Raw genomic sequence first — 17,940 nt, forward strand, 5'->3', positions numbered from 1 at the left:
AGGCCGCGCACTAAAATCCTCCCCACCAAGCGCCGCCTCACTTGAGCTTGCTTGCCATGCGATAGGACTTTAGTGACGTCAGGCTGCGGGGAGCTCACAGCAAGCGCTTAACGAGCGTGCCCGCGAAATTCATAAGACACTGTCCGTTCCATAGCCAATCACTCTGCTGTGCTAGTGGATTGCTCTCGTTTTTCGTGGTGCCTAAAAAGCACATGGCCCCGAACCCGCAACCTCAAGGTGCGGGATCGGGGCCATGTCAATTGACGCTGGATAAATCAATCAACCTCGCTCAATCGATCATGGAGCCCTCCAACAACCACTGCGCCGCTAAGCCCTCAATTACGTCAGCATGCTTGAGAATGTCGTAATGCCCTGCAGCCACCGACTGACTTGTGCGAACAGTGATGTTCCATGCAGGCGTCACATGCCCCGCCCACCAGCATGTCGCACGAGCCTTGAGCCGAGGCAAGCTTGAAATGTTGAGCGACAACGCTTTCAAACGCATCGCCACCTCGAACGTATGAGCCAGTTCAGAGCTGTCGATATCGGCGTACATAGATTGCCCGAGCGGGTTAGAACGAATCTCCTCAATAAGCAGCTGCAGTGACGCGCCCCCCATGCCAGCGGGTACAGGTGGAACCTCCAGCGCGTCCTTGGAAACGCCCAGCAACACGCTGAGGAAGCCGTGCAAGTCATCGCTCCAATCCTCTGCCGTCTGATCATCAGTTGCTTGAGGAACAAAACTGTCCACCAGACCAAGCATTGCAACTGTCTCGCCTTGGATTTCCAGTTCCTGAGCCACCAATATTGCGAGCGTGCCACCCAATGACCAGCCTGCAAGTCGATACGGCCCTTCTGGCTGTTTCTGACGGATGTACTGCGCATAATCGATGGCCATCGCCTGAAGAGACTCGTCCTTCCACTGACGATCAAGCAACATACGGCACTGCACGCCATACACACTGCACACACCTTCTAGACGACGCGCCAGTGGCTCGTAGTCAAATACAGTGCCAAAGCCTGCATGCAGACAGAAAAGCGGCGTAGCCGTCTCAACACGAGCATTGAGTAACAGCACGGGGTCAAGATCCACCTCTACGCTTGAGTAGCCCGACAGCTCACCAATAGTCGGCTTTGCCATCACATCGCGTAGCTTCAGATCCAAATGCAGACCGACATGCGAGCGAACCTTGGACAGCATTTTCAACACCCGCAGAGAATCGCCACCCAGCTCGAAGAAGTTGTCATTGATGCCGATCTGATCAACGCTCAACACCTCTTGCCAGATCTGCGCCAAGGCCTGCTCTACGTTGTTGCGCGGAGGAAGGTGCATCCTATGGCCGACAAAGTCGGGCGCCGGCAACGCATTACGGTCAATCTTGCCGTTCGGTGTAAGCGGCATCGCCTCCAGTACCACAATCTGCGCGGGTACCATGTAGTCAGGTAGCTCGCACCGCAAAGCTTCACGAAGCTGCGTAGCAGTGGCTGCCTGAGCGCCACTTACCACATAGCCTACGAGTTGTTTGCCGATGGCGCCTTCACGCGCAACAACCACCGCGTCGCGGACATCCACCTGATTGCGCAGACGTGCTTCGATCTCGCCCGGTTCGATTCGGAAGCCACGTATTTTCAGTTGGTTGTCCAGGCGGCCAATGAAATCGATAACGCCATCGGCACGCCTGCGAACTCGGTCACCTGTACGATAAAGGCGTGCACCCACGGCGAACGGGTCCGCGACAAAGCGTTCGGAGGTGAGCGCCGCACGCTGGTGATAACCACGCGCCAGTCCATGGCCCCCAATATACAACTCGCCGGCCACACCATCAGGCAATGGGTTCAGGTTCTGGTCCAAGACGTGCAAGGTTCGCTCGCCGACCCGCTCACCGATCGGTGCATACACCGCCTGACAGGACTGTTCTGCCGACACTTTCCACAGCAAGGGTGTTACCACCGTTTCTGTCGGTCCGTAGCCATTGGTCAAGTACTGCGGACGCAATGTGCGTTTGACCAACTCGAACAAGGCATCTGGCACCGCATCGCCACCGAAACAGTAGATCCGAACAGGTGGTGCTGCTTGCTGTTGGGTTTCGCCGAACTCTGCCAACTGCTGGAGATAGGCCGGAGGGAAGCAAGCGATATCGATGCGTTGTGCATGCAACACTTGCCACGTCTCTTCAGCGGTCCAGAGGCGGTTTTCGCGAATGACCAGGCATCCACCCGACGTCAGCGTCGACAACCAACGCTCTTGAGCACCATCAAAAGCGAATGACATGAACAGCAACTCGCGCGTGCGTTCATCCATCTCGTAGAGTTTGGCAATGGCCAGGCAATGCATGCGGATCTGCCCATGGCTGACCGCCACGCCTTTGGGCTTACCGGTCGAACCGGAGGTGTAGATCAGGTAGGCAAGATTGTCATCTTGCACCTGCACCTGCGGCACGCTCGCCGTGAGGCCCACCGTGTCCAAAAGGTCCAGTTCTACACATTGCGCCACCTCGGTGAAGCGCTGACGCAAACCACTACTGGTCAGCAGCAAGTGCATTGCCGAATCTTCGACGATCCACTGCAGTCGATCCTGAGGGTAATCGATGTCCAGAGGCACATAAGCAGCACCTGTTTTCATCACTGCGAAGAAAGCGATGATCACTTCCACCGAGCGCTCCAGTGCAACACCCACCGTTGTTTCAGGTTTGGCACCCAACGCTATCAAGTAGTGGGCAAGACGGTTAGCGCGTTCCTCCAGCTCGCTGTAGGTCAGTTGCTGCTCGCCGCAGATCAGCGCCACTGCGTCAGGCTGTGCCTGAGCCTGCGCGCAGATGCGCTTGGCCAAAAGCGGCATGTCGACTGGGTTCGTGTGCAACTCGTTGCGCTGGCTGGCTTGCTTTATCTGGGCAGGGCTAAGCATGTCCAGGCTACCCACGGTAGCCTGCGGATTCGCCAGAATCGCGTTGAGCAAGCACTCGAAACTATCGCGAATCGCAGCAGTACCGGCCTCGCTGAAACTGTCGCGTAAGTACATGAATTCGACCGAGAAGGTATCAGTCAGGTGCACAGCCAGATCCATCGCATAGTTTGTGACATCGCGATCGTTGGCCTCACCAAATTGCAGAGCGTTGTTGCTGCTACTGTTCAAGCGCTCATCGATTGGGTAGTTCTCGAACACCAGAATGCTGTCGAACAATGCCTGGCCTGGGCGCCCGGCCCAACGCTGAACATTGGACAACGCCGCATGCTCATGATCGCGTAGTTCCAGGTTGTAGCTCTGCAGTTGCTGTAACCAGTCACAGACTCGCTGCTGGGCAGCAGGTGCTTGCACCACAGGCAAGGTATTGATGAACAAGCCCAGCATTTCGTCAGCACCTGGCAGGCTGGCTGGCCGACCAGCTACAGTGGCACCAAAGCATACTGCCTCTTGTCCGCTGTAGCGCTGCAACAGCAGCAGCCAAGCTGCCTGCACAAGCGTGTTGGGCGTCACACGTAGGCCTTGCGCTGTCAAACGCAGCCGCTCCGTACGCTCTAAATCCCAATGCAAGTAAAGCGCCGCGTGCCCTGACAAGTCGGAGTCCGGCCTTGGTAATACTGCCTGGGCGAGCAGTGTCGGGCTTTCAATCTGGCTCACCTTGGCCGTCCAGAACGTCTCCAGTTCCTTCTGCGATTGTGCTTCAAGCCAACGAATGTATTCACCGAAGCGCCCAGCAGCCCCCACCAAGGCTTGGCCATGGTAAGCCTGGAACACTTCACCCAGCAGACGTGAATTGCTCCAACCGTCCATCAAAATATGGTGGCGCGTCCAGATCAGCTGCATCCGCTGATCGTCCAGCCTCACCAGTGTCACCCTCATCAATGGCGCCCGCAGCATGTCGAAATCTTGCGCCGCATCGCCATCTACCAGCACTTGCAGCGCGCTTTCGGCAGCATCCCGGTCCCGCCAATCGAGTACGCGTACAGGCAAGTCCACTTGTCGATGAACAATCTGCAGGGGGTGTCCCAACTGCGCAGACGACCAGAATCCGGTGCGCAGAATATCGTGACGCGCAATCACTTGATTCCACGCTTCAACGAATCGCTCGACTTCCAACCCTTCGACAGCGACCGAAGTCTGGTTTATATAAAGCCCCGTTTCGCCACCCTGACCGCTGTAGAACAACATGCCCTGTTGCATCGGTGACAACGGATAGATGTCGGCTACTTGCGCCACAGGCACAGGCAGGCTGTCCATCTGTGCCTGTGTAAGGCCGGCCAGCGGGAAGTCCGATGGGGTCGCGCCTTGATGCGGCTTCTGGCAGCAATGTGCGATCAGCGCTTTCAATTCCTCGGTATACGCATCTGCCAGCCCCTGGATGGTCGATTCATCGAACAGCTCGCGGCTATAGGACCAGGAAAGCTCCAGCGCCCCCCCGAACACTTGACCATTCAAAGTCAGCAGGCTACCTAGAGACGAGTTCGGGTCCTGCGTAGAGCCCGCATTTTCTTTGGCCGGCACGAATAACCCTGATGGCTCATCGAAGCTGCCGTCGAACTGTCCCAGATAGTTGAAGACGATTTCGCCCTGCGGTAATGCCGCCAGCGTCGCCGCGCATTCCTCGCCCCCAAGATAACGTAGCAGGCCGTAGCCCAGCCCCTTGTCTGGCACTGCGCGCAGTTGTTCCTTGATGGCCTTGATCGAATTGTCGATTGTCAGCTGCGGGCTGAGACGGACCGGGTACATGCTGGTAAACCAGCCGACCGTACGGCTCAGGTCAACGTCGTCGAATATATCTTCGCGACCATGGCCTTCCAGGCGTACCAGCACGTTGGAGCGTCCAGTCCATCGTCCGACCACGCAGGCCAAGGCTGTTAGTAGAAGATCATTGATCTGCGTCCGGTAGGCTGCGGGTGCATCCTGCAACAGCTTTTGCGTCCACTCAGCATCGAGTCGACTGCTTACGCTGGTGGCACACTTGATCTGATTACTGCCTTGGGGGTGATCACAAGGAAGCGCATCGTCCACATTTCGCAACTGGTCTTGCCAATAATTCAATTGCTCTTGCAGTACGGGGGCTGTGGCATATGCCTGCAGACGCTCAGCCCATGCCTTGAACGAGCTGGTCTTCGCTGGCAGCGTCAGCGGCTGTCCGGTGCTTTGTGATTTATAGGCTTGCTGCAAGTCTTCTAACAGTATCCGCCACGACACGCCATCAACCACGAGGTGATGGATCACCAGAAGTATTCGCTGTGTAGCATCCGGCATTTCGATCAGCACTGCTCGCAATAACGGGCCTTGTGCCAGATCCAGACTGCGCTGGGCGTGCTCCAGTAATGGAGCAAGCTCTTGTGCCGTTTCCAGCCTGCGCACCCACACCAAATCCTGATCGGTGTCAGTGGCAAACTGCGCCTGCCAACTGCCCTGCTGTGATGCAAAACGCAGACGCAGCGCGTCATGATGCGTAAGCAATGTTCGCAACGAAGCTTCCAACCACTCGGCCATCACAGGCTCTCGGGTCTTGAGCAGCACCGATTGGTTCCAGTGGTGACGTGATGGAATGTCCTCCTCAAAGAACCACTGCAGGATGGGCGTCAACGCGTTAGACCCGGTGACAGGGCCTTGGTCGATCGATGTCCCCTCTTCACGGCGTGCGACAGCCGCCAGTTGGCGTACCGTCTGATGCTGGAACAACTCTTTCGCAGAGAATTGGATACTGACCTGGCGGGCCCGACTTACAACCTGCAGGGAAATGATCGAGTCGCCCCCTAGCTCGAAGAAGTTATCGGTGACCCCAACTTTTTCGAGTTTGAGTACAGCCGCCCAGATATCCGCCAAGTTCTGCTCAATCTCATTACAGGGCGCCACGTATTGGTTGTGCAACTGGCTTTGATCGACGCTAGGCAGACGCTTGCGGTCAAGCTTCCCACTCGGCGTCATGGGCATCTTATCTAGCACTATGAGGTAGCTCGGAACCATGTAGTGCGGCAAGCTGCTCTTGAGCGACTCCCTTAACGCGTCGCGCAATGCAGGTTCATCGGGCGCACCCTCCGCTGGCACTACATAACCACACAGCTGTTTGCCGCCAGCGTGATCCACGGCAATCACCGCCGCCTCGCGCACCTGTGGATGCGCTTGCAGATGTTGTTCGACCTCACCAAGCTCGATGCGGAAACCGCGTACCTTGACCTGATGGTCGGCGCGGCCACGATAGGCAAGTTCACCCTGCTCATCGAAATAACCCAGGTCACCCGTGCGGTACAACCGTGCGCCACCTTTTTCAGCCAGCGGGTCAGGGATGAACCGTTCGGCAGTCAGCGACGGGCGCTGGTGGTAACAGCGCGCCAGGCAGCCATCGCCACCGATGTACAACTCCCCCGGAACACCGATCGGTGTAGGCGACAGGCTGTCATCCAGCACCCGCATCACCCGCCCGCCAATTGCGCGACCAATCGGTACCCCGCTCTCCGGCAAGGGTGCTTGAGCCAGTCTCGAGCAGTCATAAGTCGTAGCAACCACAGTGGCCTCGGTCGGCCCATAAGTATTGAGCAGCCGCACATTCGCCGGGCCATCTGCCAGCCACGCCTGCAGACCATCTAGTGCGACAGCTTCACCACCGACATGGATCTGCTTCAACTGGCCATAGGCTTGCGGTTCACGTCGATCCAGCGCCAGCAGACGCCAGTAGGCCGCCGGTAAATCGGCCACCGTGACGCCATGACGTATGACCTGTTCGCTGAAGGTGTCGGTGTCCCAGAGCTGCTGATCACGCATCACCACGCACGCCCCACGGGACAATGGCGGGAAGAACTGCTCGATGAATCCGTCAAAGCTGAACGTGGCGAATTGGAGCACCCGGTCATCGGCAGTCAGCCGCGAGTAGCCGCTAGCGACCTCGCAGAAAACCGAGAGGGCATGATGAGGTATGGCCACGCCTTTAGGCATACCGGTGGAGCCGGAGGTGTAGATGACATAGGCCAGGCTGTCCGGCGTGACCGCGCATTGCAGGGGCGCGGCGCTGAATGTTTCCAACCACCGCGTTCCAGGTTCGAGGCCAACACAAGGCAGGTCGGCAGGAACCGGCAGTCGCTTCATGGACACTGCATCTGCCAGCAGCAATCCAATACCGCTGTCCTTGATTAGATAGGCCAGGCGATCCTGCGGATACTCAGGGTCGAGCGGCACGTAGGCTGCTCCCGCCTTGTGAATGGCGATCAATGCGACGGCAAGCGCAAGGCCACGCTCCGCAGCGACCCCAACCAGGCTGTTGGCGGTAACCCCACGCGCGATCAGCAGGTGGGCCAAACGATTGGTTTGCACGTCCAGTTCACGGTAGCTCAGTTGCTGCTCACCGAATACCAGCGCCACAGCATTCGGCCGTTCATTGGCTTGCGCCTCGAAGCGTTGATGGGCACATTGGCCCGACAAGGCAATTGCCTCGCTGCGATTCCAGTCATCGAGAAGCAACTGGCGTTCGGCGCCCCCCAGGAGCGACAACTCTCCGATCGCTACGTTGGCATCTTCGACCAGTGCTCGCAGCAGGTTTGCGAAGTGCTCCGCCAGGCGCTCGACGGCAGCATCGCCCCAAGAGGCACGGGCATGGCTGTACTGAATCGACAGTGTTTCACCCATGGTAGCCGCCAGGGTGAGGGCATAGTTGGTCTGTTCCAGGTTGGCGACCTGCCCGAAGCGCAAGCCGTCTGGCGCACCCTCCTGCAAGGCTTGTGACACCGGGTAGTTCTCGAATACCAGGAGGCTGTCGAAAAGTGCTTCCCCCCCGAGGCCCGCCCACCGCTGAACAGCATTCAGCGGCGTATGTTCAAACTCGCGCAACGCCAGGTTGCACGCCTGCACCTGTGCAATCCATTCGGCTACAGTCTGCTCGCAACGCGGCGACCCGATTACCGGCAAGGTATTGATGAACAGACCGATCTGTTCCTCCACCCCTGGCAGGTCCGCCGGGCGCCCTGCCACTGTGGCGCCGAAGCAAACAGTGGACTGCCCGGTATAGCGTTGCAGCAACAGCAACCATGCCGATTGCACCAGGGTATTGACGGTAACCCGGTTGGCGCGAGCGAAGGCCTCGATGCGTTGGGTCTGCGCGGAGTCGAACACCTGATGGTATTCACCCTGGCCATGCAGCTCGCCAGCACCGTGACGCACCACTTGCGACAGTCGTGTCGGCTCTTCCAACGTGGACAGTTGAGCCTTCCAGAAGGTTTCAGCGGCCGTTGCATCCTGGCGCTGCAGCCAAGCGATGTAATCGCGATAGGGCGCTGTCAGCGCCGGTACATGTTGCCCTGCATATCGCTGCAGAACTTCACCCAGCAAGCGCGAGGTGCTCCAGCCGTCCATCAGAATGTGATGGTTGGTGTAGATCAAGTGATGACAATTGTCGTCCGTGCGCACCAGCGTAAGGCGCTGCAACGGTACCTGGTCGAGCTCGAAGCCAGCTTGTCGCTCACTTTCAGCCAGCGCTTGCACGGCCTCCTGCAACGCCGGCTGGCCGCGCCAGTCATACTCGACGAGCGCTTGCACGACCTGCTTGTGCACCACCTGAACCGCCCGGTTCAGTTCGCCCTGCCAGACAAAGCCGGTCCGCAGGATGGCGTGAGTATCCACCGCCGCCTGCCAGGCCTGCTTGAAACGCTCCACATCCAAGCCGTGAACATCGACCCGCAGCTGGTTGATGTAGTCACCGGACTGCTGCTCGTACAAGGTATGGAACAACATGCCCTGCTGCATCGGCGATAGCGGATAGATATCGGCAATCTGCTCGGCAGGCAGCGGCAGGCTGTCGAGCTGCAACTGTGTAAGCTCGGCCAGCGGGAAGTCCGAAGGCGTCACTCCACGGTGCTCAAGCTCGCTGCAATGGATAATCAGCGCCGTAAGCTCTTGCGCATACTCGTCGGCAAGGCGCTGGATGGTGGACTCGTCGAACAGTGCCCGACTGAAGCTCCAACCCAGTTTCAGCTCACCGCCGTAAACTTGGCCATTCAGGGCCAACAGGCTGCCTAGCGGTGCATGCTCGTCCTGAGTGGCGCCAGCATATTCCTTCGCTGGGACGAACAAGCCCGACTGCTGGTCGAAGCTTGCGTCGAACTGCCCGAGGTAGTTGAACACAATCTCGCCACGCGGCAAGGCCGCTAAGGTCGCCTGCGCCTCCGGGCTGCCCAGGTAGCGCAACAGACCGTGGCCGAGGCCTTTATTAGGCACCGCTCGCAACTGCTCCTTGATGGTCTTGATCGAATCGACAAGGCTGGTTTTCGGGCTGAGTTTTACCGGGTACACGCTGGTAAACCAGCCCACGGTGCGACTCAGGTCGACGCCGTCGAAAAGGTCTTCACGTCCATGGCCCTCCAGACGCACCAGCACATCGGAGCGACCGGTCCAGCGGCCGATCACCCGTGCCAGCGCGGTCAGCAGCAGGTCATTGATCTGCGTACGATAGGCTGCCGGTGCTTCCTGCAGGAGTTGTCGCGTGAGTTCCCGGTCCAGACGGATACTGACCGACGCCGAGTCGCGCTCCAGGTTACTGCCGTGCGGATAATCACAGGGCAGCTCATCACTCGCCCCTTGCAACTGCGCCTGCCAGTAGCTCAGTTCTGATCGCAGGCTGTCGCTTGTGGCATAGCCTTGCAAATGCTCGACCCAGTTTTTGAATGAACTGGTCTTGGCCTGCAATTTCAGCGGATGGCCAGCTTGCTGCGCCTGGTAAGCCTGTTGCAGGTCCTCCAGCAGCACGCGCCAGGAGACGCCATCCACCACCAGATGGTGAATTACCAACAGCAGCCGTTGAGTTCCATCAGCCAACTCCGCCAGTACTGCCCGAAGCAACGGCCCCTGTTGAAGATCAAGGCTGCGCTGGGCTTCGACCGCCAGGTGCTGCAGAGCCTGCGCATCGTCGACCTTGCGGCACCAGAGTATTTCGCACATGGCATCGCTGAATGAACCCTGCCAACCATCATTGCCCTGTTCGAAGCGCAGACGCAACGCATCGTGATGCGCCACGACAGCCTGCAGAGCCTTGTTCAACGGCTCCGGCGCCAAGGTCTCGTGCGGCATCAGCAACACGGACTGGTTCCAATGATGACGCTGAGGAATATCAGCGTTGAAGAACCAATGCTGAATCGGCAACAGCGCAGTAGCGCCGATAACTGCCCCTTGGTCGATAGCTGTACTGGTCGAACGCTGCGCAACCGCAGCCAGTGCTTGCACAGTCTGATTCTGGAACAAATCTTTGGGCGTAAACTGAATGTCCTGCTGACGCGCACGGCTGACCACCTGCAATGACACGATGGAGTCGCCACCCAATTCAAAGAAGTTGTCGTTCAGACCGACCTTGTCCAGCCTCAGCACATCGGCCCAGATACCTGCTATCTGTTGCTCAAGCGCGCTCTGCGGGGCGACATATTCGCCCTGCAGCAGGCTCGCATCCGCTTGGGGCAAGGCCTTGCGGTCCAGCTTTCCATTGCCGGTCAACGGCAAGCTGGCGAGGAACAGCACATGAGCCGGTACCATGTATTCCGGCAAGCTCGCCTTGAGCGTTTCGCGCAAGGCATCGCGCAGTAAAGCCTGGGCTGTGAAACTTTCCAGGACCGCGCTATCGGCCGGCACCACGTAGCCCACCAACTGTTTGCCACTTGGGCCATCCTGGGCCAGTACCACGCCTTGGCGCACAGCAACCTGGTCTTGCAGACGTGCCTCGATTTCCCCCAGCTCAATTCGAAATCCGCGAATCTTCACCTGATGGTCAATCCGCCCCAGGTATTCGATCACCCCGTCGCCGCAGTAACGTGCCAAGTCGCCCGAACGATACAAGCGCCCACCTTGGGTATCGAACGGGTTCGGCACGAAGCGTTCAGCGGTCAATGCCGGCCGACCGTGATAACCGCGAGCCAACCCGTCCTGACCGATCATCAACTCACCCTGGCTACCCGGTACGATCGGATTCAGAGCATCGTCGAGCAGGTACCAGGTCAGGTCGGGAATAGCCTCGCCAATCGGGCTGCTGCCGACATTTTTCAAGTCATCCCGGCAGATCGGGCGGTAGGTCACATGTACAGTGGTTTCGGTGATCCCATACATGTTGATCATGCGTGGGTGGGCATCACCAAACACCTCGAACCACGGTTTGAGGCTGCTCACATCCAGAGCCTCACCGCCAAACACAACGTGACGTAAAGCCAACTGATTGCCGGCCTGTGCTGCCTCGCAGGCGATCGGTATAAGTTGCTGGAACGCCGAAGGTGTCTGATTGAGCACCGTCACCTTCTCGCTTACCAGCAAGGCGTGGAAGTCCTGCGAAGAACGCGCCACATCCTGCGGGACAATGACGGCCTTGCCGCCATACAGCAATGCGCCATACAACTCCCAGACCGAGAAGTCGAAGGCATAGGAATGGAACACTGTCCACACGTCGCTAGCGTCGAACTGGAACCAATCCTGGGTTGCCGCGAACAAGCGCACCACATTGTGGTGAGCGAGCAGTGCCCCTTTGGGCTTGCCAGTGGAACCCGAGGTATAGATCACATAGGCCAGGTTGTGTGGCGAAACAGCTACCTGCGGATTGGCTTCGCTGTAGTCGGCCAGCGATGCGTCGCCGAGGTTCACACAGTGGATGCCGGCAGGAATTGGCAAGGCTTCACGCAGGTGCCCCTGGGTCAGCAGCAGATCAATGCCGCTGTCTTCTAATAGGTAGCTCAGGCGATCCTGCGGGGATTGCGGGTCCAGCGGTACATAGGCGCCACCGGCCTTCAGGATGCCCAGCAAACCTACGACCATCTCCAGGCTGCGTTCGACAGCAATGCCCACCAGACTGTCCGGGCCTACGCCAAGCTCACGTAGCTTGTGCGCCAGCTGGTTGGCGCGACGGTTCAATTCATCATAGCTCAGCGTCTGTTCGCCAAAGCTCAGCGCGGGCGCATGTGGTGAGGCTTCGACCTGGGCCTCGATCAATTGATGAAGCGTACGATCACTTGGGAAACTCTTCTGGCTGTGGTTCCAGTCCTTTATGACCAGAGCTTGCTCCTGCGCCCCCATCAACGGCAGGTCGCCGATTACTCGTGTTGCATCAAGGACCAAGGCATGCAAAAGATTCTGGAAGTGTTCCGCTACCTGGCAGATGGCAGGGTTGGCCCATAGTGCTTGATCATAGCTGTACTGAATCGAGAGCGTCGAACCGAGGTTAACCAGCACGGTAAGCGGGTAGTTGGTCTGTTCGCGATTCGCGACTTCACCAAAACGCAGCCCCTGAGGTGCTCCCTGCTGCAGGGCTTCGGATACTGGGTAGTTTTCGAACACCAAGACGTTATCGAACAGGGACTCACCGCCCAGCCCAACCCACCGTTGCACTTCGTTCAATGGTGTATGTTCGTATTCACGCACTGCGAGGTTGCCCGCCTGGACCTGAGAAATCCAATCCGCGACGGTTTGCTCAGCACGCGGTGTGCCCACCACAGGAAGGGTGTTGATGAATAGACCGATCTGCTCTTCCACGCCTGGCAGGTCTGCGGGGCGACCTGCCACAGTCGCGCCGAAAGCCACGCTAGCCTGACCAGTGTAGCGCTGTAATAGCAGCAGCCATGCCGACTGCACAAGCGTGTTGACCGTGACCCGATTGGCCCGGGCAAAGGCTTCGATCGACAAAGTCTGTGCACGATCGAACACTTGGTGATGGGCGTCATACCCAGAAGCGCTCGCTGGTGGGGACATTCGTGTTGCCCGGAGCAGGCGAGTGGGTTCCTGCAGCTCGGCCAGTTGAGCCTTCCAGAAGGTTTCGGCAGCGCCAGCGTCCTGGCGCTTCAACCAGGCAATATAGTCGCGATAGTGCATCGTCTGGGCCGGCAGATGGTGGCCAACATAGCGCTGGAGCACTTCACCCAACAGACGCGAGGTACTCCATCCATCCATCAGGATGTGATGATGGGTGCATATTAGGTGATGTCGATTTTCAGCTGTCCTTACCAGCACCAGGCGCAGCAAAGGTGCTGCATCCAACACAAAACCGCGCTGTCGCTCGCGTTCGGCCAACGCCTCAAGTGCATGATCTTCTGTCGCTTGATTACGCCAGTCATGTTCTTTGAACGGCAGCTCGACATGCTTGTGCACGATCTGCACCGCTTGGTCCAGCTCCCCCTGCCAGACGAAACTGGTTCGCAGAATATCGTGCGCACCCAGTGCCCCCAGCCAGGCCTGCCTGAAACGCTCCACGTCCAAGCCGTCCACGTCCACCCGTAGCTGGTTAATGTAGTTGCCGGCCGCCTGCTCATACAGTGTATGGAACAACATGCCCTGCTGCATGGGTGCCAACGGGTAGATATCGGCGATGTCGGCAGCGGGTACGGGCAGGCTATCCAGTTGAGCCTGGCTCAAGCACGCCAGAGGGAAATCCGACGGGGTAACCCCACGATTCGTTCTCTGGCAGCAATGAGTGATGAGCGCCTTGAGTTCCTCGGCGTACTCATCAGCCAACCGCTGAATGGTCGACTCGTTGAACAGTTCCCGGCTGAAGGTCCACCCCATCTTCAGCTCGCCAGCGTAAACCTGCCCGTTCAATGCCAACAGGCTACCCAATGGCGCATCGTCGCTTTGATTGGCCCCGCCGTACTCCTTGGCAGGCGTGAAGACGCTGCCTTCTTCCTGGAAACTGCCGTCGAATTGCCCCAGGTAGTTGAAGACAATTTCGCCCTGCGGCAGGTTATCCAGAACCTGCCGACTGTCATCGCTGCCAAGATAGCGCAGCAGCCCGTAACCAATACCTTTGTTGGGTACTGCCCGAAGTTGTTCCTTGATGACTTTGATCGAGCTATCCAGTTGCGCCTGAGCGCTCAGGCTCACCGGATAGATACTGGTGAACCAGCCCACGGTGCGTGTCAGGTCCAGGTCGTCGAACACGTCCTCACGGCCATGTCCTTCAAGGCGTACCAGCACGTTGGAGCGCCCGGTCCAGCGAGCCACCACCCGCGCCAGCGCTGCAAGCAGCAGGTCGTTGATCTGGGTGCGGTAGGCCATGGGCGCTTCATGCAGAAGCTTGCGGGTCCACTCCGCGTCCAGATGGGTGCTCGCATAGGCGGCGTGACTTACTTGATTGCCACCTTGCTGATGATCACGCGGCAAATCATCGTCAGCATGTTGCAGTTGTGCATGCCAGTAGGTCAGCTCCTGGGCCAGATCGGCACTCTTGGCATAAGCCTGCAACCGTTCGGCCCACGCCTTGTAGGCGCTGGTCTTGGCAGGCAGTTCGGCAGGCTGGCCGGCCGAGGCTGCCAGGTAGGCCTGCTGCAGGTCCTCCAGCAGCACGCGCCATGACACACCGTCAACGACCAGGTGATGGACGACCAATAGCAGTCGCTGTTCACCCTGCGGCAGCGTGCCCAGTAGCACCCGCACCAACGGGCCGCCGAGCGCGAAACTGCGCTGCGCCTCACCGGCTGCGTGCAAAAGCGAGTCCATGTCGCTAAACGAGCGATCCCACAGGATGCCCTGCGTATCGACCTCATTGAACGTGCCTTGCCACTGTCCGGCTGCCTGATCGAAACCAAGGCGCAGGGCGTCATGCTGCTGCAGCACGCGTTGCAGCGCCGTAGCCAGATGCTGCGGATCAATGCTCACGCTTGGTGCCAGCAGCACCGACTGGTTCCAGTGGTGAGGTTGCGCCATCGCCTGATCGAAGAACCAGTGCTGAACCGGAGTCAGCGGCGTGGTGCCGGTGACTGCACCCTGGTCGATGACAACGTTGTCCGCACACCGGGCAACCGAAGCCAAACCTTGTACGGTCTGGTATTGGAACAGTTGCTTGGGCGTGAAGTGGATGCCCGCCTGGCGCGCACGGCTGACCACCTGCAAGGAAATGATCGAGTCGCCACCGAGTTCGAAGAAGTTGTCGGTAAGCCCTACCTTGCTTAGTTTCAACACGCCGGCCCAGACAGCCGCAATATCCCGCTCCAGTTCAGTACGAGGTTCAAGGTATTCCACTTGGAACAGGCTGATATCGGGCTGCGGTAGTGCCTTGCGATCCAGCTTGCCATTCGGGGTCAGCGGCAGCGCCTCAAGGAATACCAACTGCGCTGGCACCATGTACTCGGGCAGGGTTTGCTTGAGCTGGCCACGCAGCGCATCGCGCAGCGCTGATTGCCGCGCGAGGGTGGCCATCACGGTCTCGTCGGCCGGCACCACATAACCTACCAGCTGTTTGCCAGTTGGGCCGTCCTGAGCCAACAGGACCGCTTCGCGGACAGCCTCCTGAGCCTGCAGACGTGACTCGATCTCCCCCAGTTCGATACGGAACCCGCGGATCTTCACCTGATGATCGATGCGACCTGCGTACTCGATAAGCCCATTGTCCTGATAACGGGCAAGGTCCCCGGTGCGGTACATCCTGCCGCCGCCCTGCTCATCGAACGGATCAGGAATGAAGCGTTCGGCCGTCAACCCAGGGCGGCCGAGATAGCCCCGTGCCAACCCAGCACCGGCCATGTACAACTCACCGTTTACCCCTACCGGTACCGGCGCTACGGCCTCACTCAGCAGATAAACCGCACTGTTGGCAATCGGCCGGCCGATGTTCGCCCTGCCATTGGCGCAACGCAGGGTAAAGGTGGAGTAGGTGGTGTCCTCGGAGGGGCCGTACAGGTCATAAACCTGCTGCACATGCCCGGTCGCATACAACTCGTCGACCAGCGACTGCTTCAGCGCCTCCCCAGCAAGGTTGATGGTGCGCACGGTCGCCGGCAGTTCGCCGGTCTCAAGCAGCATCTTGATCGCCGATGGCACGGTGTTGACCAGACGCACCCGGTCTTTGGCCGCCAGGTGCGGCAGCTCGAGGGCGTTGGCAGCGAGCACCGCGTAGCCTCCAGCCGACAGCGTGACGAACAGCTCCCACACCGACAGGTCGAAACAGATCGAAGTAGATGCCAGCACACCACACAGGTCCTGTTGGCTATAGACCGTCAGCGCCCAGCCAATCAGCGCCGTTACGTTTCGATGCTCGATCAACACGCCCTTGGGCTTGCCCGTGGACCCGGAGGTGTAGATGCTGTAGGCCAGATTGCCCGGTTCGGTCATGCAGACCGGATCGGTTACCGGGTAGCCCTCCAGCGACAACTGATCGAGCAACAAGGTCCGGGCATGAAACGCTTCAGGCATGCGCGCAAGCAGGTGCGACTGGGACAGCAGCAAGATCGACTGGCTGTCCTCGAGCATGTACTCGATACGGTCCTGCGGGTACTCAGGGTCGAGCGGCAGATAGGCGCCACCCGCCTTCAGGATCGCCAGCAGGCCAACCACCATTTCGGGGCTGCGCTCCATGGCGATGCCCACCAGCACATCCGGCCCCACCCCCTGCTCGCGAAGTCTGTGTGCCAACTGGTTGGCCCGTTGATTCAACGCCGTATAGCTCAGCACCTGCTCGCCGAACAGCAATGCCGGCGCATCGGGTGACACCTTGACCTGGGCCTCGAACAACTGGTGCAGGCTGCGTTCGGCAGGGTAATCGGCTTGGGTACTGTTCCAGTCTTTGATGACCAACTGCTGTTCGTGCGGGCTCAGCATTGCCAAACCAGCAACAGGCTGGTGCGGCTGCCCTGCGATGCTGACGAGCAAGTTCAACCAGTGCCCTGCCATGCGCTCGACGGTGGCCGTATCGAACAGATCGGTCGCATACGTCAACGCCGCGCTGATACCGGCTTCGTGCTCGAACGTGTCCAGTGCCAGGTCGAACTTGGCCACGTGGCTGTCCGAGGCGATCTCTTCCATCACCAGGCCAGGCAGGTTGCGCCCTTCGCCCTTTTTGGTCTCGGTCTGGTGGTTGTACATCACCTGGAACAACGGGCTGTGGCTGAGGCTGCGCTCTGGCTGCAAGGCCTCGACCAGTTGTTCGAACGGCAAGTCCTGGTGCGCCTGTGCGCCCAATGCACGTTTCCTGACCTGCTCCAGCAGCTCGGTAAAGGTGGTGCTCAGTTCGAATTCGGCACGCAGTACCTGGGTATTGACGAAGAAGCCCGCCAGGCGCTCCGTCTCGGCACGGTTGCGGTTGGCGATCGGCACACCCACGCGGATATCCGCCTGCCCGGAGTAACGGTGCAACAGCGTTTGAAAGCTGGCGAGCAACAGCATGAAGGGTGTCACGCCCTGCTGCTGTGCCAATTGCTTGAGCGAACCGACCAGTTCCCCGCCCAACGGGATTTCCAGCCGTGCGCCTTGCTGGCTGTAGACCGCCGGGCGCGGGCGATCAGTCGGCAGCTCCAGCACCGGCTGCTGGTCCCCCAACTGCTCTTTCCAGTAGGCCAGTTGCCGGTCCTGTTCACCGGCCTGCATCCAGGCCCGCTGCCAGATGGCATAGTCGGCGTACTGGATCGGCAGCGTCGGCAACAGCACGTCGTGGCCTTGGCTGTAGCCCTCATAGAGCCTGACCAGGTCATCCACCATCACCGGCAAGGACCATCCATCCGCCACGATGTGGTGCAACGTCAGTGTGAGCACGTGCTCTTGCGCACCCAACTGCAGCAGCCTGGCCCGCATCAGCGGCCCATGCTCCAGATCGAAGGGTTGCTGGGCCTCATCTTCCAGGCTGGCACGAACACCGCTCGGCGCTGTGGCCTCGACAGCCTCCACAACCAGCTCGAACGGCATGTGCGGGTGAATGACCTGTACGGTCTGCTCACCCTCCAACCGGAAGGTAGTGCGCAGCGTTTCGTGGCGGGCGATCAACGACTCGAAGCTGCGCTGCAAAGCGGCGATATCCAGCGCACCAGTGAACTTCAAGGCAGCGGGAATGTTGTAGGCAGAACTTTGCGGCTCAAGCTGCCACAGAAACCACTGCCGCTGCTGAGCGAAGGAAAGCGGAACTTGGTCGAAATCACCACGGCTTTGTGGGATCGGCAACTGCGCAAGGCTCATGCCTTTCGATGCGAGCTTTTCAAGAAACAGCTTGCGCTGCGGCAGGGGCAGGCCAATGAAGCGTTTTACCAGTTCCATGT

General features: G+C 59.2%; 1 protein-coding gene. It reads right to left on the minus strand.

Annotation, left to right across the window (positions count from 1 at the left end):
• Positions 1-289: 289 nt before the first annotated feature.
• On the minus strand, positions 290-17,938 hold the full coding sequence (locus tag LOY26_RS20000; protein WP_258714030.1) for a non-ribosomal peptide synthetase: 17,649 nt from the start codon (positions 17,936-17,938) through the stop codon (positions 290-292).
• Between the last annotated feature and the right edge of the window lie 2 nt (positions 17,939-17,940).

It is taken from the genome of Pseudomonas sp. B21-047 (genome assembly GCF_024748775.1).
Lineage (GTDB): Bacteria > Pseudomonadota > Gammaproteobacteria > Pseudomonadales > Pseudomonadaceae > Aquipseudomonas > Aquipseudomonas capeferrum.